The following is a 25482-nucleotide window of genomic DNA, read 5'->3' on the forward strand; positions in this document are numbered from 1 at the left end:
AATTTTATTACATTTGATTGCTTAACACTCAACTCTTCTTGAATTTTAATATTCAAGCAAAAATAATTATGATTTTACGCTCTGGTGAAGTACTTTTTTTGGTAGTACCAACGATATCACTGAAAAAAGATAAAATTAGAGAAAAAACTAACCCCTGATGAAGATCAGGATTTATTTTGCAGTATAGAAACTCAAAAAGAGTACATTAACTTAACAAATGATCACACATATCAAGGGGAGGCTTGTTGAAAAAAACCCTACTGATGTAATAATAGATTGTAGCGGAGTAGGATATTTATTACATATCTCATTACATACTTTTTCTTTGATTCCCGAGGGAGAAGTGCTACAATTGTATACGCATCTGCAGGTAAAAGAAGATTCTCATACCTTATTTGGTTTTGCAGAAAAATCAGAAAGAGAAATTTTTAGGCTTTTAATCTCGGTTTCGGGAATAGGAGCAAGTACAGCCAGAACCATGTTGTCATCCTTACACCCTGATCAAATTAAAGAAGCAATAGCTTCTAATGACGTAGCTACAATTCAATCTATTAAAGGAATCGGAGCCAAAACTGCCCAACGTGTTATTATAGATCTAAAAGATAAAATACTCAAAGTATATAATATCGACGAAGTTTCAGTGTCACAAAGCAATACTAATAAAGATGAAGCGTTATCTGCTTTAGAAACCCTAGGATTTAATCGAAAAATTGCAGAAAAAGCTATTGATAAAGTTCTAAAACAAAGCCCCAAAGAAACAGTTGAAAATATTATTAAACAGGCACTAAAAAATTTATAAAACATTGAGTTTTTCGAATTACTTACGCGTTGATTTTTTTAGGATATTAGTATGTTTGATAGCACTTTATAGTGGGGTGTTACAGGGTCAGGACAATCAAACTGTTCGGGATTCTACAAGTACTACATTTTCTTTGGGAGCATTGTCTTTACCAGATCCGAATAGTATTGTAACCAAGTATGAATACGATCCGATTACGAATCGATATATCTATCGGGAGAAACTTGGGGATTTTAATGTGAGGTATCCTATTTTCTTAACACCATCAGAATACGAAGCATTAGTAGAACAAGAGCAACGAAGAGCTTATTTTAAAGAAAAAATTGAAGCTTTTAGTGGTAAAAAAGATGGTAGTGAAGAGAAAAGAAAGAATTTACTTCCTATTTTTTATGTTAATTCTAATTTCTTCGAATCTGTTTTTGGAGGAAATGAAATTGAAATTATCCCTCAGGGATCTGTAGAAATAGATTTAGGATTACTTTATACAAAACAAGATAATCCCGCTTTTTCACCTCGTAACCGAAGTAATTTTACATTCGACTTTGATCAAAGAATCAGTCTAAGTTTGCTGGGTAAAATAGGAACTAGGCTGCAGGTAACAGCTAATTATGATACAGAATCTACTTTCGACTTTCAGAATCAATTAAAATTAGAATATACGCCTACAGAAGATGATATTATCCAAAGTATTGAGGTAGGTAATGTAAGTATGCCATTGAACAGCACATTGATCCAGGGAGCACAAAGTCTTTTTGGAGTTAAAATGGGACTACAATTTGGGCGAACCACTATTACCGGGGTGTATTCTGAACAGCGCTCTGAAACAAGATCTGTAAATGTAGAAGGAGGAGGGACCGTAGAAGATTTTGAGCTTTTTGCTTTAGATTATGACGAAAATCGACATTTCTTTTTATCACATTATTTTAGAGATACATATAATACTTCTTTGGCAAGTTATCCTTTTATTAATAATAATATACAGATAACCAGGATCGAAGTATGGGTAACCAATAGAGCAACAAGTGCACAGACCTTGACTAATGCACGTAATATTGTAGCGCTTCAGGATATAGGAGAAGCACCAGATACGGGTAATTTTACTATACCCGCTTCTTTATTTAATACAGGAGCAGGAGCTTTTCCTGATAATAGTAACAATGATCTGGATCCAACAACTATTGGTCCTGCAGGACCTGTTACTGATGCAGTGCGACAAGTACCTACTGTGCAACAAGGGTTTATTGGCGCAATAGCTAATTTTAATGAAGGATTTGATTACGCTATTTTAGAAAATGCAAGAAAATTAAACCAAAGCGAGTATACGCTAAATACCCAATTAGGATATATCTCTTTAAATCAGAAGTTGAATAATGATGAGGTTTTGGCAGTTGCATATCAGTATACCAGAAATGGAGAGGTTTTTCAGGTTGGTGAATTCGCAAATGATGGAGTAGATGCAACTATAGGAGATAATACAGGGGGAGCTATAGATGCAGGATCAAGTCAAAGTTTAGTAGTTAAGATGCTTAAAAGCCCGATTGTTAATGTGACATTGCCAATATGGGATCTGATGATGAAGAACATCTATAGTACAGGAGCATTTAGACTAGAGCAAAATGATTTTAGATTAAATATTTTATATTCAAACCCTTCTCCAGTAAATTATATTACGGCAGCAGAAGGATCATCGGTAGCACTACCAAGTGATGTAGAGCAGACGACATTACTTAAAGTTTTTAATCTGGATCGTCTTAATCCTAATAATGATCCGGTACAAGGAGGAGATGGTTTTTTTGATTATGTGCCAGGGGTTACCATTGATTCACAAAACGGTCGCATTATTTTTACTACTATAGAACCCTTTGGGGAACATCTCTTTGATAAACTCGATAATGGACCTGTGGGGGCAAATTATACCAATCCTAATTCGTATAATCCCAATCAAGCAAAATACGTTTTTCGCGATTTATACACACAAACTAAAGTTGTAGCAGAACAGAAATCTGCTGATAAGAATTACTTTCAATTAAAAGGAAAATATAAATCTTCTGGTCAGGATGGAATCCCTTTGGGAGCATTTAATGTGCCTCAAGGTTCTGTAACTGTTACTGCTGGAGGAAGAACTTTGCAGGAAGGGGTAGATTATACAGTGAATTATCAATTGGGAAGAGTAAATATTTTGGATGAGGCATTGCTGTCTTCTAATACACCTATCCAGGTTTCTACAGAGAATAACGCTGTTTTTGGTCAGCAAACAAAACGTTTTACAGGATTAAATATAGAGCATAAATTTAGTGACGACTTTATTATAGGAGGAACCTATTTAAACCTGAATGAAAGACCAATTACTCAAAAATCTAATTATGATTTTGAGCCTATTAATAATACAATACTAGGGTTTAATGTAGCGTATTCTACAGAAGTTCCTTTCTTAACCAGGATGGTGAATAAACTCCCTAATATAGATACAGATGTACCTTCTAATGTTTCAGTTAGAGCAGAAGGAGCTTACTTGATTGCCGGGGCGCCAAGAGGAGCTAATTTTGATGGTAAAGTAACCACGTATATAGATGATTTTGAAGGAGCACAGACCAGAATAGATGTAAGTTCGCCATTGTCATGGGAGCTCTCTAGTGTACCTATTGGTTTTGGCGATCCTAGTAATCCTAACAGTGATGTTGTTGTTGATGGTATAGAATCAGGATATCAAAGAGCAAAATTGTCGTGGTATTCTATTGATCCGATCTTTTATAGTAATGGAAGACCAAGTGGAGTATCCGAGCAGGATTTGGCTTCTAACGCTACCAGAAGAGTGTTTATTGATGAGATTTTTCCAGAGACCGATATAGCACAAGGGCAAACCTTGGCATTATTTACATTAGATCTTAATTATAGACCAGGACAGAGAGGACAATATAATTTTAATCCTGCATATGCACCTGGAAGTTCATTACCACAACCCGATTCAAGAAATAATTTTGGAGGAATTACCAGACAGTTAACATCTACTAATTTTGAGCAAGCTAATGTAGAATTTATTGAATTTTGGTTGATGGATCCTTTTGAATATGATGACGTAAGTAATCCTGGTGGTACCATCGTGTTTAATTTAGGGAATATTAGTGAAGATGTGCTAAAAGATGGTAGGAAACAATATGAAAATGGATTACCTAAAGGAGGTGTTGGTAGTGTAGTAGATACAGACTATGGACGAGTTCCTGTAAATCAATCCTTGATCTATGCTTTTGATTCTGATGGTCAGGATAGAATAGACCAAGATGCTGGATTTGACGGTTTGGGAGATCAGGATGAAAAACAAAAACCAGAATATGCTGCATTCCAATCTTTAGATGATCCTTCAGGAGATAATTATACCTATTTCCTTCAGGCGGGAGGAACTATTCTGGAACGATATGACAAGTATAATGGTACAGAAGGTAACTCACCGACTAATGTGTCTAATGATGATCGAGGAAATACTACATTCCCTACTGCAGAAGATGTAAATAGGGATAATACCATGAATACTATTAATAGTTATTATGAGTATGAGATTCCAATTTTTAGAGGAATGGGAGTAGGTAATGATGGCGGGACTGGATTTATATCGGATGTTTCACCTCCGGGTCTCACAGCTCGAGTATCTGGTCAAGATATCCCTGTACGTTGGGTGAGATTTAAAATACCTATTTATAACCCTACCAGATCTATAAATATTAATGATTTTAGATCTATTCGATTTATGAGGATGTATCTTACTGGTTTTGCAGAGCCCACTTTATTGCGATTTGGTAGTCTTGATTTGGTAAGAGGGGATTATAGAAGATATGTTGTAGAAGGTAATACCACAAATGATCCAACAAATGGTCTTAATGTAACAGGTAATAGTGATGTAATTGTGACTTCGGTAAGTGCAGAGGAAACCCCGAATTATGTGACGCCACCTGGGGTTGTGCGAGAGCAGTTAAATAACAATAATAATATTATAAGAGATGATGAGCGATCATTGGCACTTACAGTAAATAATCTACAATCTGGTGATGCCCGTGGGGTGTATAAGAATTTCAATGTTGATATGCGTCAGTATGAAAATCTTGAAATGTTTTTGCATGCAGAATCGCTTCCCGAACCTACAATCCCAATTCAGGATGGAGATCTAAAAGCTTTTATAAGAATGGGTAATGATTTTACCAATAATTTCTATCAGATAGAATTACCATTAGCCGTTTCTGATCGCAATGATGGTAGTCAGAATGGTGCATGGCCAGAAAATAATCGATTAAGCCTTCCTTTAGAATTTCTTCAGCAAATAAAATCTAATGTATTAGGAGATGATGCTCTTAGTGTAAATGATCTTAATTTCTTTACAGGTCCTAATAACCTTAGAGTGGGGATTAAGGGTAATCCTAATTTTGGAGATGTACGAGTGATGATGGTAGGTGTTAAAAATGATAGCGGTAGTGATCAATCAGGAACAGTTTGGTTTAATGAAATGCGCCTAAGTGACCTTAAAAACAGAGGAGGTTGGGCTGCTGTAGGTAGTCTAGACGCTAATATTGCAGATTTTGCAAATGTTACTGCATCAGGAAGAATTAGTACTATTGGATTCGGGGGGATTGAGCAAGGGCCTAATGAACGAAGTAGAGAAGATGTTAAGCAATATGATGTAACCACTAATGTTAATTTAGGGCAATTGCTACCTAAGAAATGGGGAATGCAAATACCATTTAATTATAGCCGTGGAGAAGAGTTGATTACTCCGCAATTTGATCCCGAATTTCAAGATATAGAGCTTCAGGATCGATTAGATCGCGAAACTGACCCTGTTGAAAAAGAACGTATAGAAAAACAATCAACAGAGTATACAAAAAGGCAAAGTTTTAATGTTATCGGATTACGTAAAGAGAGAACGGGAGATGGCAAGCCGATGCCTTATGATGTAGAAAATTTTGCATTCTCGGGAACTTACAATCAAACAGATCATCGGGATTTTGAGATAGAAAAATCATTAGATCAAAATGTAAAACTGGGAGGTACTTATGATTTTAGTTTTCAACCAAAAGAAGTAGAACCTTTTAAGAAAGTTAAGTTCTTAGGCAAGAGTAAATATTTTGATCTCATCAAAGATTTTAATGTGAACCTACTTCCTACGAGCATCTCGGTAAACTCTAATATCAATAGACAATATAATGAGCAGGTTTTTAGAGATATTAATTTAGGGCCGGATGATATTAGGTTGCCAACGTTGTATCAGCGTAATTTCCTTTTTGATTGGCAATATGGAGTTAATTATAATTTGACTAAGTCTTTAAATTTTAATTTTACTTCTGCTAATAATCGCATTGTTAAAAACTTTATTGATGAAAATAACGAAGTTGATAATACCATAGATGTATGGAGTGGCTTTTTTGATATAGGAGATCCTAATACGCATAGTCAGCAGCTTCAGGTTAATTATGAAGTTCCCTTTAATAAGGTACCGGTGTTTAAATTTATACGTGCGACATATTCGTATAATGCAGATTTCCAATGGGTAAAAGGAAGTGAGGCTTTAAAGACTTTAGAAGGTATTCCAGATTTAGGAAATACAGTTCAGAACGCTAATGTGCATACATTAAACGGTTCATTGGATATGAATACGTTGTACAAATATGCAGGATTAACCAAAGTAAAACCAGGAAGAAAAAACGCAAAAAAGAAGAATAAAGATTCGAAAGATAAAAAAGAAGGAGATCGAGCGCCTGGAAGCCCACAAAAAAATAAAGTTAAAAGAGGTAGAAGTAAGCTAAGTGTTGGTGATAAAGCATATAATACACTCATTGGGTTAGTTACCGCAGTGAAAAAGGTAAATGTAAATTACCAACAAGATAGTGGTATTTTCCTTCCTGGATATACCAGAGAACCTGGTTTTGTAGGGACGCTTAAGCCAACTGTTGGATTTACTTTTGGTAGCCAATCTGATATTCGAGATCTTGCTGCACGTAACGGATGGCTTACATTATATCAAGAGTTTAATCAACAATATCAAGAAGTAGAAGGAAAACAGCTTAATATACAAGCTTCTCTAGGGTTGCTAAAAGGGCTTAAAATTGATATTAGCGCCAATAGAAACTCTTCTCAAACTTATACTGAAAACTATCGGGTGAATACAAATTCTGACGGTAGTATTTTTACTGATGATCCATATCAATCGCTTACCGGAAATACCTTTGGTAATTTTACAATTTCAACAGTACTGGTTAAAACCGCGTTTAAAAAGAGTGATGAGTTTTCATCAGAAGCGTTCGATAAATTTAGAGAAAATCGATTGATTATTGCCAGGCGATTAGCGATAGAGAGAGGGAATAATCCAAATGTTGATAGTGATGGAGATGGTTTTCCAGATGGTTACGGAAGAACGAATCAAGCGGTATTGTTACCTGCGTTCTTAGCAGCTTATACCGGAGGAAACCCAGAAAAAGTAAAAAAAGGAGCTTTTAGAGATATTCCACTACCTAACTGGGATGTAAAATATACAGGTTTAATGAATATAAAATGGTTTAAGAAACGTTTTAAAAGATTTTCTGTAGCCCATGGGTATCGAGCTAATTATACTATTAATCAATTTCAAACCAACCTTGAATTTGGTAAGAGCGAATTTGATGAGGCAAATAACTACAGAAACCCAGAGTTGTATTCTAATGTTAATTTAACAGAGCAATTTAGTCCGCTGGTTCGATTAGATATGGAAATGAAAAACTCGATCAAAATCCTTGCAGAATGGAAAAAAGATAGAGCATTATCATTAAGTTTTGATAATAATCTACTTACCGAAATTCAAGGAAATGAATATATCATTGGACTAGGATATAGATTAAAAGACCTTACGTTTGTAACTAAAATAGCAGGAAGAAAAAAAGTGATAAAAAGTGATCTAAACCTAAGAGCTGATTTGTCGCTACGTCAAAATGAAACGCTGATTAGATACCTTGACTTGGATAATACTCAGATAACGGCAGGACAAGATATTTATGGAATAAAGTTTACGACAGATTATTCCCTAAGTAAAAACTTAACAGCGTTATTGTTTTATGACCATACCTTTTCTAAATATTCTATTTCTACAGCATTTCCTCAGACCACAATTAGAGGAGGGTTTACGTTAAGGTATAATTTTGGGAATTAAGATTTTGCAATTACCTTTTGTTTAAGGCAGTGTGTTGTTGTTTTTTTTATAATTTTTTATCGGGTTTTCTCAAAATTTAATAAAATAGATTTATTTTCGTCATCATAATATTAACAACTCATAAATTTTTTTGAAATGAATACTCCTGGAGATTTAAAATATACCAAAGATCACGAATGGATCAAAGTTGAAGGTGATATTGCAACTATAGGTATTACTGATTTTGCACAAAGCGAATTAGGTGATATTGTTTATGTAGAAGTAGAAACAGTTGGCGAAGAGCTAGAAGAACAAGAGGTTTTTGGTACTGTAGAAGCAGTAAAAACGGTATCAGATCTATTTTTACCATTAACGGGTGAAATTATCGAATTTAATGAAGCTTTAGAGAATGAGCCAGAACTGGTAAATAGCGATCCTTATGGAGCTGGTTGGATGGTAAAAGTTAAAATATCTGATATTTCGCAAGTTGACGATTTATTATTATCTGCAGATGAATATAAAGAGGTTGTTGGGGCATAACACCCTTTTTGTCCTGGTTGTAGTATTAACCGCTTTGGTAACCTGGGCGTCGCTGGCAAAATTTATAAACCCGGTCACATTTACAATGGAAGGGAGTGATAAAATAGGTCATTTTATTGCATACTTTACTTTGACTATAGCATGGGCTTTGTTTTTCTTTTTTTCAGAAAAGATGAATAAAAATTTAAAACAGAGTTTGATTACTACTTCGGTTATATGCATCCTATATGGTGTCTTGATGGAAGTATTACAAGCACTTTTAACAACATATCGTAGTTCTGATTGGTATGATATAGTTGCAAATACGAGTGGTACAATTTTTGCAGTACTTGTTTTTGTAGTGTTTAAAAATAGAATATTAAGATTTAAACAAAATAAGCAGGAAGTCAGGTAGATACAGCCTTGTTTTTACTGAAAAGTAGATAACATAAAAGTTAAAAAACTTATTTTTTGTTTTACATTTTAATCTTTAGTTGGAAATTACAAAAGAAATTAGCTATTTTAGCAATCCTATAACGATTATATAATATGGAACCAAAGAAAAATCCAAAAGCAGATTTAACTAAGAAAAGCATCTTATTCCTTCAATTAGGACTTATTTTAGTTCTTTTTATAACATGGCAAGGAATAGAATGGAAAACCTATGATAGAACCAATATAGATATAGGTCAGGTTAATCTGGATGAGTTGGAAGAAGAAGATGTGCCAATTACGCAAAATCTTAATACACCTCCACCACCTCCACCTCCACCACCTGCACCAGAAATTATTGATGTAGTAGAGGATGAGGAAGAAGTAGAGGAAACTATTATCGAATCTACAGAAACGAATCAAGAAGAAGAGATTGTTGAGGTAGAGGAAATCGAAGATACAGATGAAGAAGAAGTAATTGCTGATGTACCATTTGCAGTTATCGAGAATGTGCCAATCTTTCCTGGTTGTGAGAATGCAGGAAACAATGCAGCTAAAAAGAAATGTATGAGTGATAAGGTTAAGAAGTTTGTTAACCGTAAATTTAATACAGAAATTGGAAGTGAATTAGGTCTTACAGGTGTTAATAGAATCTATGTGAGATTTAAAATTGATAGAGGTGGTAATATTGTTGGTGTTCAGGCAAGAGCTCCACACCCAAGATTACAAAAAGAAGCACAAAGAGTAGTTAAGTTATTACCTAAAATGACTCCAGGAAAACAAAGAGGAAAAGCAGTAGGTGTACTGTATTCTTTACCAATAGTTTTTCAGGTACAGGACTAGAAAGGAAATATCTTTATATAAAATATTCGAATCCCGTTTACATTACGTAAACGGGATTCTTTTTTTGGTATGCTTGTTGATTTAGATTAATTGTAACGTTAAAACTAAATATTATGAGTAACAAGCACGATGCTAATGTACAAAAAAGTACATTGGTAAACTTTCAGATTGGACTTATAGCAAGTCTTTTATTTACCTATGTAATGTTTGAGGTGTATACCGCTACGCCGATAATTAATGATAGTGATATTGATCTTACAATTGATGAGCCCGATGTAGATTGGGACGGGGTTTACAAAATTTATGAAGAGCCCAAACCAAAAGAAGTTGCAAGAAAGTCTACTAAACCTGTAGTGATCCCAGAGCAATTTAAGGTTATTGATAATGACACTAAAATAACTGACCCGGATAAGGTGTTTAAAAATAAACCCATCGAATCTACACCAATCGACCCTAGTTCTATTATCGATGCTGATCCTGTTGATGAAGACCCACCTTTTTTTGATTTTGTAAAAGTAGAGTCGGTTCCTGTTTTTCCTGGTTGTGAAACATTAGGAACTAATAAAGAAAAAGCAGCTTGTTTTTCTGAGAAAATTAGAAAAATCGTTTCCAGAAAATTTAATACAGGATTAGGAGAAAAATATGGTTTAACAGGAGTGCAAAGAATCTATACTCAGTTTGATGTTGATGCCGATGGAATGATTAAAAATATTCAGGTTAGAGCAGCACATCCAAAATTAAAAAAAGAAGCACAAAGAGTGATTAACTTGTTTCCACAGATGACTCCAGGTAAACAAAGAGGTAGAGCTGTAACTGTAAAGTATCAGTTACCAATTGTTTTTAAAATACAGAACTAAAAATAAAAGCCTGTTGATCATAACAGCAGGCTTTTCTAATCGATTTTTTTATTTTGTGAGACTGGTGTAGATTGTTTTTCGCATACGTTCTGAGTTAATGAACCCATCGCCATATCCTTTTGCATCATAGGTTGCGGTAAGCGAAGTGTTTTTTGTAATGTCTTCTTCAGATTTCCCTGCTTTGATTTCTTTTTGAATACTACTGGTGATTTCGTTTAGCATTTCCAAAAATGTTTCCAAATCTTTTTTTGTTGCCAATTTTCCGTGTCCGGGAATAATTTTGGTGTCATCATTTGCAATAAGTAATGCTTTTTCTGATGCTTTTATATACCCTTTGATGCTTCCGCCAGATTTTAAATCTATATAAGGATACCGTCCATTAAAAAAAGTATCTCCCATGTGTAATACATTTCCATTTACAAAATAGATAAGAGCATCTCCGTCGGTATGAGCATTGTGTACATGAAATGCCTTCACGTTTTCATCTTTGAAATATAATTGTAACCCTTCGCTAAATGTAATTACAGGTAAGGATGAAGGGATAATACGCCCTTTTTTCTTTTGCCCTTTTTCCATTCGAGATCTCACATTTTTTTGAGCAAAGATGGTAGCGCCTTGATTTGTCATATTTTCATTTCCGCCGGTATGGTCTCCATGATAATGTGTATTGATCACCATAGTAACGGGCAAATCACTTATGGTTTTTAGGTTAGAGAGAATTTTGTCAGATAATCTTGCAAATTGATCATCTATGATAAACAATCCTTTTTCGTTTTTAAAAACACCAATATTACCTCCTCGACCGGTTAACATATAAATATGATCAGACAATGGGTCTATGGTGATTTTGACTTCTTTGTCTTGAGCATTAGCAGTAAAGAAAAGTGTAGATACTACAAGAATCAGTAATTTTTTCATTAGAGATGATTTTATGTGGTTTTTATAATGATTTGTCGTGAATGAAGCATGAAAATTACGTCTAACTATCGAATTGAAAGTTATAACGTTATGGAGAAAATATTTTTAGTATAACTATGGGTTATTGGGTATAAAAAAAGATAATGCTTTTAGTATTTGAGGAATAAGTAGATTTGACTAAGCCGTCTGAATTTGTCCCTTTAATCTGATTATTATACCTAACAGTGTACTTATGATATCTTTAAGGTGCTTGTCTTATGCTATTATCTGCTTGTTTTTTTGTAATAAATTATTTTGTCAATGGACTCAGGATGCAGATGGATGGACAATATTGAACCAGAGTTCAGATTCCCGGGTTATATATGTGAGTAGTTCTGATGGGAATGATACTAATGATGGTTTAAGTGAAACATCTCCCAAAGCTACAATAGCAGCGGCCTATACGTTGCTTAGGGATGAATACCCAGATTGGTTACTTCTTAAAAGAGGTGACACTTTTAATGAAACCTTTGGGTTATGGAATAAATCTGGACGCAGTAGAAACGAACCCATGGTAATTAATACTTATGGTGATGCATCAACGAGGCCAATAATAAATATAGGATCGAATGGATATGGATTAGGTACACTTGATCCCGGAACAACTGACCCTACAACGAATCCTGTAGAATTTTTTGCGATGGTAGGGGTAGAGTTTTATGGCAATGCTGATGTTTCTGGGAATGGAGGTACTGGGCTACAATTATTAAAAAGCTGTATAGATTGGCTTATAGAAGATTGTAAGGTTACCAATTGTTATTTGGGAGTAGTTATTCAGGCATATCAGGGTAGACATACCAATATGACGCTTAGGCGTAATGTTGTTGCTCATAATTTTACCACTGAAGGTGGGCATTCCCAAGGTGTATACTGTTATGGGGTAGATGGACTAACTATGGATGAATGTGTTTTTTACCATAATGGATGGAGTGAAACCGTGAATGGGGCAAACCCAAATATTTTTAGACGTAACCTGTATATTGATAATGGAAATACTGGATTTGTTTTTAGAAATAATATAGTGACTGGTGGTGCATCAGGAGGCATGCAGGCTCGTTGTGGAGGTATTGTAGAGAATAATATTTTTGCATGGAATCCTGTATCTCTTATGTATGGGGGAGGAAATTCACCCGAAGTAGGAGGGGTAGAAGGTAGGGTTACTAATAATATAATATTAGAATGCCGAGATATTGATGCTATGACCCCTAGAGGATTTGGTATATGGATAGCCAATATAAAAGATGTACTGGTTAGTGATAATATATTGATGAATAATCCCGATGCGGGAGGCCCTCGAGGTATCTTTATTGATGGAGGGATTAGAGGGTTAGATGGTTTGCCTTCTCCTATACAAAGAGCCGATGTTACTAATAATATTATTTATAATTTCAGATCAGGGATTGTATACCCTGCTGGGCCAGAAGATATAATAGATGTTAACATATCTAACAATGTGATTCAGGAAAGCGATCCCAATATCACGCTAATTGAACATTATATTGATAATAGCTACCAGAACGTTACTGCTTCAAACAATAAATACTATCATAGTACTCGCGATGCGTCAAGATTGGTACGAGTAAATGCGCAATTCATGAGCATAGCCGATTACAATGCACTTATAGAAGACACAAGTTCTACTGTAGAACAGGTAAGTTATTCTGATCCTGATCGAACTATAGGTAGTTATCACGCTTCTTTAGGAAGAACAGCAACAATCCATGCATTTATGGAGGAAGCTATATTGCAATCTAAACATAATTGGAGACAGGAGTATACTTATGAGCAAACAGCATGTTATTTCCGTTCAGGATTCGATCTGGTTGCTGATTGTTCTACATCAGATATTGTGTCTCCTACAATCACTTGTATTTCTGATCAAAATTTAGATTGTAGCACGAATATAATACCGGATTATACCGCACTGGTTATAGTTATCGATAATGTAGATCCAAACCCAGAAGTAACACAATATCCTGCAGTAGGTTCTCCTTTTGTAGATGGTATGACAATCACAATAACCGCTACAGATGCCAGCGATAACAGCTCTAGTTGCTTTTTTGTAATTGAAGGTCAGGGTCCTGATTGTACAGATACCGAAGCTCCTGTAATAGCTTGTCCTTCGGATCAGGAATTAGATTGTAACACTACCACAATTCCGGATTATACAGCAATGGTTACGACCACAGATGACACTGACCCTAATCCAGTGATCACCCAAGATCCGGTTTCAGGTTCTTCTTTTGTAGATGGCATGACAATCACAATGACCGCTACAGACGCCAGTGATAATAGTTCGAATTGTTCCTTTGTGGTTAATCAACATGATGAATCGATAGAAGCAGGAGAAGACGAGGAGATTATACAAGGGCAGGAGGTGCAATTAAATGCGACTGCTTCTGGTAATGGAAGATTTGTTTGGACACCCTCAACAGGTCTTAGCAATACAGATATTGCAAACCCAATAGCAAATCCAAATCAAACAACAACTTATACAGTTCTTTTTACCAGTGATCAAGGATGTATCGAAGAAGATACAGTCACAGTTTATGTAGAAGCACAAGAAGAAGATCAAACACGATATGGTTTTTCTCCAGATGGTGATGGGATTAATGAATATTGGGAGATTTATAACATTGAGAATTACCCAAATAATAAAGTATCGATATATAATCGATGGGGAGATATAGTTTTTGAAGTTGAAGGATATAATAATACTTCACGAGTTTTTAGAGGAATTGCCAATCGAAAGAGAAGTTTGGGAGGGGATAAATTACCCGAGGGGACATACTTCTTCAATATCAAAATAGAAGGTTCTCATAACTTAAAAAAACAAACTGGTTTCCTTGTATTAAAGCGTTAATTTATGAAAAAAGTATATATATTATTGATAGTTGGAATACTATCTAAAGGATTTTTATGTCCAATATTTGGGCAGCAAACACCGGTTTTTGCAAATTATAATTACAATACAGTGGTTATTAATCCAGCCCATGCCGGTTTCTATCCCGATTCTGATATTACTCTGACCAATAGGGGATATTTAAATCAGTTAGATGGTAGTCCGAGAAATATTGGATTAACAGTCAACTCGCCATTGGGTTCAAAAAATATGGGATTAGGAGCAGGAGTTTATAGTGACCAGGTAGGAGTAACTACAGCTACACATTTGTTTGGTTCATATGCTTATAAAATAGTTTTTGACCATAATTATAACCAGGCGCGATGGTGGTCTTATAACCCTAATGTATTATCTTTTGGGATTACGGGAGGTGCAATGATTTATAACGAAAATTTACTAGAATTAGGTATTGATAATGACCCTAATTTTGCAAATAATATTAATACGGTTATCCCTACTTTGGGAGTAGGATTTTTGTATAATAGAGAGCATATTTATATAGGAGTTTCTGCTCCAAACTTATTAGGAGATTCTTTGTCTTCTGAGGATAATATTAATTTAGAAACTCCATATTACGCGTATTCAGGATATCGTTTTTTTGCTTCACGTTTTAAAGAAGTATTAATCACTCCCAGTGTTTTGGTTAAATATGTTTCTGGAGCTCCGATTCAGGTAGATATTAATACTACAGTGAACTACAAAAACAAAATTGAGATTGGTGCTGGATACAGAACGAGTTCTTCTATGAATTTTCTTGCAGGATTTTATATTTCGAATCACTTACGATTATTATATAATTATAATCAAACCCTTAGGGATACTCCCATTAATAATACACACGGGATTATACTAAGCTACCGTTTGGGTGATGGGTTTTAACTTAATATTGCCAAGCTTTTTATGAAAATACGATAAATACAATATCGATATAGTCATTTTATTGTTTTACTCTCTTAATTAGACAGTTGTTAAAAGGTGAAGTATAAGTTGTCTAAAATGCTTTTAAGATATATCTTTGCACCACTTTTAAAAAAGCTATTTAGAAAACGTGCAAGATTTGAGCGTGACCCAAACGGATACAATAAAAATCTCTGTTGTTCAGGATTTTAAGGAAATTACAAAAATGCGCCTTGCATTAAGTGTGGTTTTTTCGTCTGTTGCAGGATATTTATTAGGAGTAGAAACAGTTTCATGGAGTACCTTGATTCTTTTAGCAGTAGGAGGTTATTTTATGGTAGGAGCCTCAAATGCGTATAATCAGATTATAGAAAGAGATTTAGATAAGTTGATGGATCGTACTAAGAATAGACCGATTCCATCAGGAAGAATGTCTGTTAATACAGCTTTTGCAATTGCTACACTTTTTACAATTGCAGGGATTTCTGTGTTGTATACGATTAACCCTCAGACAGCAATGTTTGGAGCGATATCTATATTTATATATGTAAGTTTATATACACCTTTAAAAACAAAAACACCATTATCTGTTTTTGTTGGTGCTATTCCCGGTGCTATCCCCTTTATGTTAGGCTGGGTAGCGGCGACGAATAATTTTGGGATAGAGCCAGGAACATTATTTATGGTTCAATTCTTTTGGCAATTCCCTCATTTTTGGGCAATCGGATGGTTTTTGTTTGATGACTATAAAAAAGGAGGATTTTTTATGCTTCCAACGGGTAAAAGAGATCAAGGCACAGCAGTACAAGTCATCATTTATACAGTATGGACCGTGGTAACCTCTTTAATACCTGTTTTTGGAGTTACTGGTAAACTTTATCTTACTCCGGTATCAGGGATAATTATTCTACTGTTAGGAATAATTTTGATTAGATCTGCAATTCGATTATATAAGGTTAGAGATGCTAAAACAGCAAAACAATTAATGCTAATGAGTGTTTTGTATATAACATTATTACAAATCGTTTATGTAGTAGATAAATTTGTTAGAATATGGATTTAACACAAGGGACAACACAAGAAAAAGTTAATAGGTCTAAAAAAACCATGATGTGGTTTGCTATGATTAGTATGGCTATGGTATTTGCAGGACTTACTAGTGCCTATGTTGTGAGTAAAAGTAGAAAAGACTGGGGAATAGATCTTGTTTTTCCAAATGCATTTATATATAGTATATTAATAATAGTAGCAAGTAGTGTTACATTCTACTTTGTGAAAAAAGCAATCGAGAATAATAATAGAAGCTTAGCTACATTATTATTGCTCTCTACACTTGCATTAGGAATTATATTTATATTCTTGCAATTTGAAGGGTTTAGCGATATTATTAGACAAGGATATCATTTTACAGGTCCGACATCTAATATCGTTACTACATTTATGTTTATAATTGTAGTAACACATCTGGCACATATCATCGGAGGGATATTAGTGCTTTTAGTTGTAATTTATAATCATTTTAAACAAAAATATAAAACAGGTCAAACTCTTGGTTTAGAATTAGGTGCTATGTACTGGCATTTTGTTGATTTTCTGTGGGTTTATCTCTTTTTGTTTTTGTATTTCGTGAAATGATCTTAGATCATTGATTTAATACTATAAAAGAGATTGTTTTAAAGAAAAGCATCTGTGACAATTAAAAAATAAATTTGAGCAGGTGAAATGATAAAATTGATTATTTTTGTGGAAAATTTAACAATACCAAATTCTTTATATGGAAACAGCTGTTACTAAAACAGGTACTGAAGATAAAATCTGGGGAGGTGGCAATAAGCCACTCAAGGTAAGTTATGGTAAGATGATGATGTGGTTTTTTATCCTTTCAGATGCGCTTACATTCTCTGGTTTTTTAGCCTCTTATGGTTTTTCAAGATTTAAGTTTATAGATTCATGGCCTATAGCTGATGAAGTATTTAATCACTTCCCATTCTTGCATGGAGTAGATGCTCCCATGTATTATGTAGCTTTGATGACTTTTATTCTGATTTTTTCTTCAGTAACTATGGTGTTAGCCGTAGATGCTGGACACCATATGAAAAAGAAAAAGGTGATTTTTTATATGTTCTTAACTATAATTGGTGGAGCAATCTTCGTAGGGTCACAAGCCTGGGAGTGGAAAAACTTTATCAAAGGAGAATATGGTGCGGTAGAAACCAAAGGAGGACAAATTTTACAATTTGTAGATGGAGAAGGACATAGAGTAGGTCTAAAAGATATTGCAGTTGTCAATACACATAAAGATAGGGCCCAACATGAGCGAAAAAATGGAATCTGGTTCAAAAAAGAAGCAGCTCTTCCTACCTATACTATTGAAGAAATAAGAAAAGGTTTTGAGAAAAGAAAAGATCTTTTAATAAGAACTCAGACCTTAACCGAAAAAGGACAGAAAACAATTTTATCAAGGACAGAATCCTTAAAAAGAATGCAGGCAGATGCTATTGGTATAGTAGAAGGAGCAAATCTTGTGCATAATGAGTATGGTACTCCGTTATTTGCCAACTTCTTTTTCTTTATTACTGGTTTTCACGGTTTTCACGTATTTTCTGGAGTAGTGATTAATATCATCATCTTTATCAATGTAATTCTGGGAACTTATGAGAGAAGAAAGAATTATGAAATGGTAGAAAAGGTTGGTTTATACTGGCACTTTGTAGATTTGGTATGGGTATTTGTATTTACATTCTTTTACCTGGTTTAATAAAAATTTAGTAGTTATATAGCATGGCACACGATACAGCACATCACGAATCGAATATAGGAAGAATCTGGAAAGTATTTATTCTATTATCTGTGGTTACAATAGTAGAAGTAATACTTGGGATTATAAAACCAGCATTTTTAGTAGAAACTACTTTAATTAGTATGAAACTATTAAACTGGATTTTTATTATTCTTACAATTTATAAAGCATATTATATTACATGGTCGTTTATGCATATGGAAGGTGAAACCAAAGGCTTAAGAAGATCGGTAGTTTGGACCGGAGTTTTCTTAATATGCTACTTGGTATTTATATTGCTTACCGAAGGAGATTATATATACGAGGTCTTTAGAAATGGATATGTAGCTTGGGATTTTTAATCCTATAAATGTATAAGTTAAAAGCATTGTAAAAAGACGGTTTGTTAAGCCGTCTTTTTTTATTTTTGCACAATTATTCTGAACTTATTTCAGAACTTTATACCATTCTGCTGTTTGATTTTTTTTGGAAAATAAAATTGTATTACGGTAAATTAGAAGAATGAATGGTATTAGATATCGATTTTATAAATATCTAAGTAGAAAATAAAACTACTTATCAAATGAAAAAATTTCTTGTCTTAGGAGTCTTATTTGTATTACCCTTAGTGGCTTATTTATTTTTTGCTTCTGGAGTACATAATTTTGCCAAACTTCCTGTACTTAATGAATCTATAGGAGACCTTAAAAATTTTGAACCATTAACCGAAAAAGAAGTTAGTTTTTCTAATAAGATTACTGTACTTGGCTTCTTAGGTAAAGATATTCATAATAAACAGGGGAATGCCTTCAATTTAAATCAAAAGATTTATAAAAAAAACTATGGGTTTCGGGATTTTCAATTTGTAATGGTTTTGCCTTATGGTAGTGAGAATCCGGCAAAAGAACTGTTAGAAGAATTAGATAATATTACTGATGTTTCTGAGTGGAACTTTGTTTTTGGTACACCAGAAAGCATAAAGACCCTATTTAAGAGTTTAAAGACGCCACATCAATTAGATGATAATTTAGCTACGCAGTATGTGTATATAGTCGACAAAAATAGAGGACTAAGAGGTAGGGATGGTAGTATAAAAGAAAACGAATCAAAAGTATATGGCTATGATGCAAGCTCTGTTGCTGATTTGTCAAATGTTATGAGTGATGATGTAAAAGTGATTCTAGCAGAATATCGTTTGGCTTTAAAAAAATATAAAGCAGATCGTAAAGAGAAATAAAGAGCAAGCACATGAAAAAAAATTCATATATCGGGATATCGTTTATCATATTGATTTTTGGAATCATTTTTATTCCAAAGATTGTAAATAGAATTAAAAGCACTTCGATTGTTAAAAATGATAGGATGAGTGCCAGTAACCCTGTTGCTAATGAAAAACTTAGTTATATAAAACTTAATGGTACACCAAAAAAAGTTCCTGAGTTTGCATTCTTAGATCAGGATAGTATCCTAATTACGAATCATGACTATAAAGGTAAAGTATATATAGCAGAGTTTTTCTTTACCAGCTGCCCAACCATTTGTCCTAAGATGAATAAAAACTTAGTATATCTGCAAGATAAGTTAAAAGATTATGAAAATTTTGGAGTAGCTTCTTTTACGATCAACCCTAAGTTTGATACACCAAAAAGACTTAAGAAATATGCAGAGAATTATAAGGTTACAGATCCAGATTGGCATTTTTTAACTGGTGATAGAGAAGATATCTATGAACTGGCCAATGCTGGATTTAATATTTATGCTGCAGAGAACCCCGATGTGCCAGGTGGATTCGAACATAATGGCTACTTTGCTTTAATTGATCAGGAAGGATATATAAGATCGAGATATGATGCGTCGGGTAATCCAATTATTTATTATAGAGGAACAATTGGTGTGAAGGAAAAAGTAGATGAAAACGGGGAAGAAGAGCAAATAACAATTTTACTAGAAGATATAAAGAAACTATTAGATAAGAATGAGTAACAACAGCCAATCAGATGTAGAAAAAAAATACAATAAATGGATTGTAATTTTATCGATTCTTATCCCTCTTGCAGTGGCAGCATTGTTTGGAGTTAATCTTAGAAAGCTTGGGTTTGATGTACAACCTCTTACTTTTTTGCCACCAATATATGCAACAATTAATGGTTTAACCGCTGTAATTTTAGTAGCTGCTTTATGGGCAATAAAAAATAAGAATATTGCATTGCATGAGAAGCTCATGAAAACAGCTATTTTATGTTCGGTATTGTTTTTACTTATGTATATCGCATATCATATGACTAGTGATTCTACCCAATTTGGAGGAGAAGGAATGATACGATACATATATTATTTTATTTTGATTACTCATATAATCCTCTCAGTTGTAGTTATTCCTTTTGTATTGATTACTTATGTAAAAGCACTAGCAAAACGATTTGATAAGCATAAAAAAATTGCGAGAATTACATTTCCGATTTGGTTATATGTGGCTGTTACAGGAGTGATTGTATATTTTATGATATCACCATATTATGTTTAGTTTGAGTATATGCGAATAAAAACCTTTTACATATTAATTCTTTTTTTGGTATTTACTATCCCGGTAGAAGCGCAATGCGCAATGTGTAGAGCAGTTCTAGAGAATGAAGAAGGACAGGAGGCAGCAAAAGGAATCAATAATGGGATTGTATATCTAATGATTATACCATATGTTTTAATAGGGGTTGTAGGGTATATTATATATAGAAATAAAAGAAAATCGGCAACTACAAAAAACCTTAATTAAAGAGTTCTTAATTTTTTAACATTTTCCTAACAAGAAAAGATGTAACAAAAATACCATGTAGTTAGTCTTATGTAACAAGACGATGCTAACCAATCAATAAATCTTCAGGGGAAAACTGTAAGATTGATCTAAATACTGTACGGTATTTTTAGGCTAGTGGGTCTCAGTTTTATCAAGGTATTTTGCCTTACAAATCTTAATCCAGTATTATGATTGAAATAAAAGACTTACATAAATCTTACCAAATGGGAAGCAATTCGCTTCATGTACTTAAAGGAATAGATTTTAGTGTAAAAGAAGGCGAGTTGGTCGCTATAATGGGATCTTCGGGTTCTGGAAAATCTACATTGTTAAACATCTTAGGAATGCTGGATGAAGCAGATAGCGGAAGTTATTTTCTAGATGAAGTTCCTATCAAAGGGTTAAACGAAACCAAAGCAGCGCAGTATCGCAACAAATTTTTAGGATTTGTTTTTCAATCTTTTAATTTGATTAATTACAAGACAGCTCTAGAAAATGTTGCCCTTCCATTATATTATCAACGTAAAAAACGAAAAGAAAGAATTGATAAAGCAATGGAATATCTTGGCAAAGTTGGATTGGCAGAATGGGCGACACACTTACCAAGTGAGCTTTCTGGAGGACAAAAACAACGTGTGGCAATTGCCAGAGCATTAGCTGCAGATCCTAAAGTATTACTGGCCGATGAACCTACGGGAGCTTTAGATAGTAAAACTTCTTATGAAGTAATGGATATCATCCAAAGTATTAATGATGAAGGTAAAACCATATTAGTAGTAACTCATGAACCAGATATTGCTGATATGTGTAAACGTATAGTACACCTTAAAGATGGTGTTATTGTAGAAGATAAAGAAGTAGAACAAGTTAGAGCATCTCAATATGTTTGATAGAGATAGATGGGGTGAAATATTTGAAGCTATAGGAAAAAATAAGCTGCGTACATTTCTTTCGGGATTTACTGTAGCTTTAGGAATCCTGATCTTTACAATTCTATTAGGACTGGGTAATGGCCTTCTCAATAGCTTTTTAAGCAGTTTTGTGGATGACGCTCAAAATATTATATTCATTCGTGGCGGAAACACATCAAAAGCATACAAAGGCTTTCAGGAGAATAGAAGAATTCAGTTTAAAAATGAAGATTTCGAATTTATAAAAAGCAATTATATAGGCAAAGTAGAGTTCGCTACCCCAAGAATATATAGAAATGGTTCTGCAAAATATAAGAAAGAATCTGGTAGCTATAGCATAAGAGCTGTACATCCCGATCATCAATATCTTGAGAAAACCATAATGATGAATGGGAGATATCTTAATGAATCAGATATTAACGAGCGTACCAAGAATATTGTTATTGGAAGATTAGTAGAGAAAGATCTTTTTAAAAATGAAAAGGCCTTAGGTAAAATGTTAAATGTAGATGGGATTGCTTATAAAATAATTGGAGTTTTTCAGGATAGTGGTGGTGATAATGAAGAGCGAATAATCTATATGCCATATAAAACCGTTCAGTTGCTTTATGGAAATAATGATCATATTAATCAGATAAACTTATCTTATAATATGGCAATGAGTACCGAGCAGGCTATTGCATTTTCTAAAAAAATAGAAGAAGATTTTAAAGAAAAATTTAAAGTAGCACCAGATGACCAAAGTGCAATCAGGGTACGAAGTTTTGCAGAAGATATTAAAGAGACCATGGTAATTCTTGGCGGTATTTATATGATCATATTTGTTGTAGGTATAGGAACCTTAATCTCTGGAGTTATTGGTATAGGTAATATCATGACGTTTAGTGTTAAAGAACGCACCAAAGAATTAGGAATTAGAAAAGCATTGGGAGCATCACCAAGATCAATCATAGCTATGGTGCTTCAAGAATCAGTTCTAATAACATCTGTTGCAGGATATCTCGGTTTGATTTTAGGGATTCTTGCGTTAAAACTTATAGGTAATAATCTAGAGAAGTTCTTTATTCTTAATCCTAAGGTTGATACAGGTATTATTATGACTGCCACAATGGTATTGATATTTTTTGGGCTTTTGGCAGGATATATTCCGGCAAGAAGAGCAGCAAAAATAAAGCCTATAATTGCATTGAGAGATGAATAACTAAAAATCGATTGGTATGAAATTTATATTTGAAAGAGATACCTGGCAAGAAATTTATGGAGCTATTCGTAAGAATAAAGTAAGAACTATAATTACAGTTATCGGGGTAACCTGGGGAGTGTTTTTATTTGTGTTTCTTTTGGGAATGGCTAAGGGGCTAGATAATAGTTTTAGAAGTCAATTTAATGATTTTGCAACCAACACGATGTTTGTTTGGGGGCAACAAACCAGTATACCTAACGAAGGTTTTAAGAGGGGAAGACGAATGCAACTTACATTGAATGATGTCGAAACATTAGAATCTCAGGTTGATGATATTGAATATATCGCTCCTCGTAATGTTACGGGTCAATGGGGAACCCCACCAGGGCAATTTGTAAAAGGCTCTAAGTCGGGTGCATTTAAAGTATTTGGTGATTATCCAACGATCGACAAAGTATCAAAGAAAAAGATATTTAAAGGAGGAAGATTTATTAATGAAGAAGATATAAAATATGAACGTAAAGTCTGTGTTATTGGTGAAGATATTTATAAGCAATTCTATGATAAAGATGAAGAAGCAATAGGAGATTTTGTGAGAATAAATGGAATTTATTTCAAAGTAATAGGAGTATATAAGCCTACTCAATCTGGATTCGAAGGAGATGATTCTATTTTTCTGCCATTCACAACATTTCAAACCATTTTTAACCAGGGTGAAAATATATCCTGGATGGTGATCACAGCCAAACCAGATAAGAATATTGTAAATACAGAAGCTACGATAAAAACTACACTTAAAAGAATACATAATGTACACCCAGATGATACGCAGGCGTTTGGAAGTTTTAATCTAGGTGAAGAAGTAGCAAAAATTAATGGATTTCTAGCTGGTATGCGTTTGATTACTTATATCGTAGGAATAGCTACCCTTATTGCAGGAGTGATAGCAATAGGTAATGTTCTTTTAATTACTGTTAAAGAACGTACCAGAGAGATTGGAGTGCGTAGAGCATTGGGAGCAACACCAGCAGAAGTAAGAGGGCAAATCATGCTAGAATCTGTATTGCTTACCTTTTTGGCAGGATTATTAGGTTTTATTTTTGGCACGCTGTTACTTTGGGGTATCAATACCGCAATTGGTAATAATGATGATGTACCCATTTTAAATCCTACAGTCGATTTCTTTGCGGTAACAGGAGCATTATTGTCAATAGTCTTATTAGGAACAATAATAGGACTTATCCCAGCGCAAAAAGCCGTAAGCATAAAACCAATTGAAGCATTAAGAGAAGAATAAAATAAATAACCAGAATAATCATCAATCCAAATGAAAAAGTTTTTTAAAATTTTATTAGTTGTAATTTTTGTGGCCTTACTAGGGTTTTCAGGTAAGTACCTTATAGATTCTAACAGTAAATCCCCGATTGTATTTACTACAGAAAAAGCGTTTAAAACCTCTATTGAAGAAAAAACAGTAGCTACAGGAAAAGTAGTTCCAGAGGATGAAGTAGCAATCAAACCTCAGATTTCAGGAATTATAGAAAAGATTTATGTTGAAGAAGGAGCAGCAATAAAAACAGGAGATTTAATCGCTAAAGTAAAAGTAGTACCTAATGAACAATCCTTAAACAGTGCAAGAGGACGTGTTAAAAATGCACAAATTGTTTTAAATAACTCTAAGGTAGAATATGATAGAAATAAAGCACTTTTTGATAAAGGAGTAATCTCTAGCCAGGATTTTAATAATATAGACCTAAGATATAACCAGGCAAGACAAGATCTTTCGAATGCACAAAGTGATCTTCAAATCATACGTTTAGGTTCTGCAGGAGGTTCTTCTACAGCTAATACTAATATACGAGCAACCGTATCAGGAACGATTCTCGAAATTCCTGTTAAAGAAGGAGATCAGGTGATCGAAAGTAATAACTTTAACGATGGAACCACAATTGCTACAATTGCAGATTTGAACAAAATGATTTTTGAAGGGAAAGTAGATGAAGCAGAGGTAAATAAACTAAAAATTGATATGCCTTTAAAAGTTAGCCTTGGAGCTATACGAGATAAAGAATTTGATGCAAAACTAAAATTTATTGCGCCAAAAGGAGATGAAGAACAAGGTGCAGTTCAGTTTAAAATTGAAGGTGAAGTTTTTCTTGATAAATCATATTTTATAAGAGCAGGATATAGTGCAAATGCTTCAATTGTTTTAGAAACAAAGAATGATATTCTTGCTGTAAAAGAAGCACTTTTACAATTTGATAAAGAAACAGAAGATCCTTATGTAGAAGTACGAACAGGAGATCAAAAGTTTGAAAGAAAAGATGTTGAAATTGGTATTTCTGATGGTATTAATGTTGAAATTCTATCAGGAATTACAGAAGAAGATGATATTAAAGTTTGGAATAAAACAGAGCCCATTAAAAAAGAAGATGAAAAAGGTTAAAGCCAGCATGTTTTAAAACAAT

At 33.9% G+C, this 25482-nt stretch carries 21 protein-coding genes; 20 read left to right on the forward strand and 1 reads right to left on the reverse strand.

Translation table 11 applies throughout. The annotated features are described in order from the left end of the window. Window positions 1-217 precede the first annotated feature (217 nt). From ruvA to NNL09_RS11160, 6 genes are all read left to right on the forward strand, one after another. Window positions 218-799 carry a Holliday junction branch migration protein RuvA gene (ruvA, locus tag NNL09_RS11135; RefSeq protein WP_025666842.1) on the forward strand — a complete coding sequence of 194 codons (582 nt, stop codon included), beginning with the start codon at window positions 218-220 and terminating at the stop codon, window positions 797-799. A gap of 55 nt (window positions 800-854) precedes the next feature. After that, window positions 855-7964, forward strand: a complete 7110-nt coding sequence (sprA, locus tag NNL09_RS11140) for a cell surface protein SprA (protein ID WP_231389259.1) — start codon at window positions 855-857, stop codon at window positions 7962-7964. 135 nt (window positions 7965-8099) lie between these two features. Next, window positions 8100-8483 (forward strand): glycine cleavage system protein GcvH, encoded by a 384-nt coding sequence (gcvH, locus tag NNL09_RS11145; RefSeq protein ID WP_025666840.1) that lies wholly within the window; start codon window positions 8100-8102, stop codon window positions 8481-8483. Next, a complete protein-coding gene (locus NNL09_RS11150) occupies window positions 8455-8877 on the forward strand; it encodes a VanZ family protein (protein WP_025666839.1) in 423 nt (140 codons plus the stop codon). The genes gcvH and NNL09_RS11150 overlap by 29 nt, the downstream gene beginning before the upstream one ends. 134 nt (window positions 8878-9011) lie before the next feature. Then, on the forward strand, window positions 9012-9737 hold the full coding sequence (locus NNL09_RS11155) for an energy transducer TonB (RefSeq protein WP_025666838.1): 726 nt from the start codon (window positions 9012-9014) through the stop codon (window positions 9735-9737). A gap of 113 nt (window positions 9738-9850) precedes the next feature. Continuing rightward, window positions 9851-10594, forward strand: coding sequence for an energy transducer TonB (locus NNL09_RS11160; protein ID WP_196911088.1), 744 nt, complete (start codon window positions 9851-9853; stop codon window positions 10592-10594). Between the two features lie 48 nt (window positions 10595-10642). Here the strand turns inward: NNL09_RS11160 and NNL09_RS11165 are convergent, their stop codons facing one another. Then, window positions 10643-11512: an MBL fold metallo-hydrolase gene (locus tag NNL09_RS11165; RefSeq protein WP_196911087.1), complete on the reverse strand. Its 870-nt coding sequence runs from the start codon at window positions 11510-11512 to the stop codon at window positions 10643-10645. A gap of 232 nt (window positions 11513-11744) precedes the next feature. On the opposite strand from NNL09_RS11165, the gene NNL09_RS11170 reads away from it, so the two are divergent. The 14 genes from NNL09_RS11170 to NNL09_RS11235 all read left to right on the forward strand — a co-directional run bounded on the left by NNL09_RS11170 (window position 11745) and on the right by NNL09_RS11235 (window position 25460). Beyond that, window positions 11745-14414 (forward strand): gliding motility-associated C-terminal domain-containing protein, encoded by a 2670-nt coding sequence (locus NNL09_RS11170; RefSeq protein WP_196911086.1) that lies wholly within the window; start codon window positions 11745-11747, stop codon window positions 14412-14414. Window positions 14415-14417: 3 nt separating this feature from the next. Further along, on the forward strand, window positions 14418-15332 hold the full coding sequence (locus tag NNL09_RS11175) for a PorP/SprF family type IX secretion system membrane protein (RefSeq protein ID WP_196911085.1): 915 nt from the start codon (window positions 14418-14420) through the stop codon (window positions 15330-15332). 178 nt (window positions 15333-15510) lie between these two features. Continuing rightward, on the forward strand, window positions 15511-16413 hold the full coding sequence (gene cyoE / locus NNL09_RS11180; protein WP_025667171.1) for a heme o synthase: 903 nt from the start codon (window positions 15511-15513) through the stop codon (window positions 16411-16413). Continuing rightward, window positions 16404-16985, forward strand: a complete 582-nt coding sequence (locus tag NNL09_RS11185; protein ID WP_025667172.1) for a cytochrome c oxidase subunit 3 — start codon at window positions 16404-16406, stop codon at window positions 16983-16985. The genes cyoE and NNL09_RS11185 overlap by 10 nt, the downstream gene beginning before the upstream one ends. Before the next feature lie 139 nt (window positions 16986-17124). After that, a complete protein-coding gene (locus tag NNL09_RS11190; protein ID WP_025667173.1) occupies window positions 17125-18108 on the forward strand; it encodes a cytochrome c oxidase subunit 3 in 984 nt (327 codons plus the stop codon). 23 nt (window positions 18109-18131) lie between these two features. Further along, a complete protein-coding gene (locus NNL09_RS11195; protein WP_025667174.1) occupies window positions 18132-18491 on the forward strand; it encodes a cytochrome C oxidase subunit IV family protein in 360 nt (119 codons plus the stop codon). A 221-nt stretch (window positions 18492-18712) separates the two neighbouring features. Further along, window positions 18713-19366, forward strand: a complete 654-nt coding sequence (locus NNL09_RS11200; protein ID WP_025667175.1) for a hypothetical protein — start codon at window positions 18713-18715, stop codon at window positions 19364-19366. 11 nt (window positions 19367-19377) lie between these two features. After that, window positions 19378-20112, forward strand: a complete 735-nt coding sequence (locus NNL09_RS11205; RefSeq protein ID WP_025667176.1) for an SCO family protein — start codon at window positions 19378-19380, stop codon at window positions 20110-20112. Beyond that, on the forward strand, window positions 20105-20653 hold the full coding sequence (locus NNL09_RS11210; protein WP_025667177.1) for a DUF420 domain-containing protein: 549 nt from the start codon (window positions 20105-20107) through the stop codon (window positions 20651-20653). The genes NNL09_RS11205 and NNL09_RS11210 overlap by 8 nt, the downstream gene beginning before the upstream one ends. 9 nt (window positions 20654-20662) lie before the next feature. Beyond that, entirely contained in the window at window positions 20663-20899 is a 237-nt protein-coding gene (locus tag NNL09_RS11215; RefSeq protein WP_196911084.1) for a hypothetical protein, read from the forward strand. 209 nt (window positions 20900-21108) lie between these two features. Beyond that, window positions 21109-21810, forward strand: coding sequence for an ABC transporter ATP-binding protein (locus NNL09_RS11220; RefSeq protein ID WP_025667179.1), 702 nt, complete (start codon window positions 21109-21111; stop codon window positions 21808-21810). Then, complete coding sequence (locus NNL09_RS11225; RefSeq protein ID WP_025667180.1) at window positions 21803-23032, forward strand: ABC transporter permease; 1230 nt, start codon at window positions 21803-21805, stop codon at window positions 23030-23032. Before NNL09_RS11220 ends, NNL09_RS11225 begins: the two co-directional genes overlap by 8 nt. Before the next feature lie 16 nt (window positions 23033-23048). Next, complete coding sequence (locus NNL09_RS11230; protein WP_025667181.1) at window positions 23049-24311, forward strand: ABC transporter permease; 1263 nt, start codon at window positions 23049-23051, stop codon at window positions 24309-24311. Between the two features lie 30 nt (window positions 24312-24341). Continuing rightward, entirely contained in the window at window positions 24342-25460 is a 1119-nt protein-coding gene (locus NNL09_RS11235) for an efflux RND transporter periplasmic adaptor subunit (protein ID WP_025667182.1), read from the forward strand. The last annotated feature ends 22 nt before the right edge of the window (window positions 25461-25482 follow it).

This window comes from Aquimarina sp. EL_43, from assembly GCF_943422735.1.
Lineage (GTDB): Bacteria > Bacteroidota > Bacteroidia > Flavobacteriales > Flavobacteriaceae > Aquimarina > Aquimarina megaterium.

What these genes read in the sequence shown, in the direction of transcription:
- NNL09_RS11175 (WP_196911085.1), top strand. Translation starts at nt 14,418, where the DNA reads ATGAAAAAAGTATATATATTATTGATAGTTGGAATACTATCTAAAGGA.
- NNL09_RS11165 (WP_196911087.1), bottom strand. Translation starts at nt 11,512, where the DNA reads ATGAAAAAATTACTGATTCTTGTAGTATCTACACTTTTCTTTACTGCT.
- NNL09_RS11210 (WP_025667177.1), top strand. Translation starts at nt 20,105, where the DNA reads ATGAGTAACAACAGCCAATCAGATGTAGAAAAAAAATACAATAAATGG.
- NNL09_RS11235 (WP_025667182.1), top strand. Translation starts at nt 24,342, where the DNA reads ATGAAAAAGTTTTTTAAAATTTTATTAGTTGTAATTTTTGTGGCCTTA.
- NNL09_RS11155 (WP_025666838.1), top strand. Translation starts at nt 9,012, where the DNA reads ATGGAACCAAAGAAAAATCCAAAAGCAGATTTAACTAAGAAAAGCATC.
- NNL09_RS11185 (WP_025667172.1), top strand. Translation starts at nt 16,404, where the DNA reads ATGGATTTAACACAAGGGACAACACAAGAAAAAGTTAATAGGTCTAAA.
- NNL09_RS11230 (WP_025667181.1), top strand. Translation starts at nt 23,049, where the DNA reads ATGAAATTTATATTTGAAAGAGATACCTGGCAAGAAATTTATGGAGCT.
- NNL09_RS11160 (WP_196911088.1), top strand. Translation starts at nt 9,851, where the DNA reads ATGAGTAACAAGCACGATGCTAATGTACAAAAAAGTACATTGGTAAAC.
- NNL09_RS11225 (WP_025667180.1), top strand. Translation starts at nt 21,803, where the DNA reads ATGTTTGATAGAGATAGATGGGGTGAAATATTTGAAGCTATAGGAAAA.
- NNL09_RS11190 (WP_025667173.1), top strand. Translation starts at nt 17,125, where the DNA reads ATGGAAACAGCTGTTACTAAAACAGGTACTGAAGATAAAATCTGGGGA.
- NNL09_RS11215 (WP_196911084.1), top strand. Translation starts at nt 20,663, where the DNA reads ATGCGAATAAAAACCTTTTACATATTAATTCTTTTTTTGGTATTTACT.
- NNL09_RS11205 (WP_025667176.1), top strand. Translation starts at nt 19,378, where the DNA reads ATGAAAAAAAATTCATATATCGGGATATCGTTTATCATATTGATTTTT.
- NNL09_RS11170 (WP_196911086.1), top strand. Translation starts at nt 11,745, where the DNA reads ATGATATCTTTAAGGTGCTTGTCTTATGCTATTATCTGCTTGTTTTTT.
- gcvH (WP_025666840.1), top strand. Translation starts at nt 8,100, where the DNA reads ATGAATACTCCTGGAGATTTAAAATATACCAAAGATCACGAATGGATC.
- ruvA (WP_025666842.1), top strand. Translation starts at nt 218, where the DNA reads ATGATCACACATATCAAGGGGAGGCTTGTTGAAAAAAACCCTACTGAT.
- NNL09_RS11195 (WP_025667174.1), top strand. Translation starts at nt 18,132, where the DNA reads ATGGCACACGATACAGCACATCACGAATCGAATATAGGAAGAATCTGG.
- NNL09_RS11200 (WP_025667175.1), top strand. Translation starts at nt 18,713, where the DNA reads ATGAAAAAATTTCTTGTCTTAGGAGTCTTATTTGTATTACCCTTAGTG.
- NNL09_RS11150 (WP_025666839.1), top strand. Translation starts at nt 8,455, where the DNA reads ATGAATATAAAGAGGTTGTTGGGGCATAACACCCTTTTTGTCCTGGTT.
- NNL09_RS11220 (WP_025667179.1), top strand. Translation starts at nt 21,109, where the DNA reads ATGATTGAAATAAAAGACTTACATAAATCTTACCAAATGGGAAGCAAT.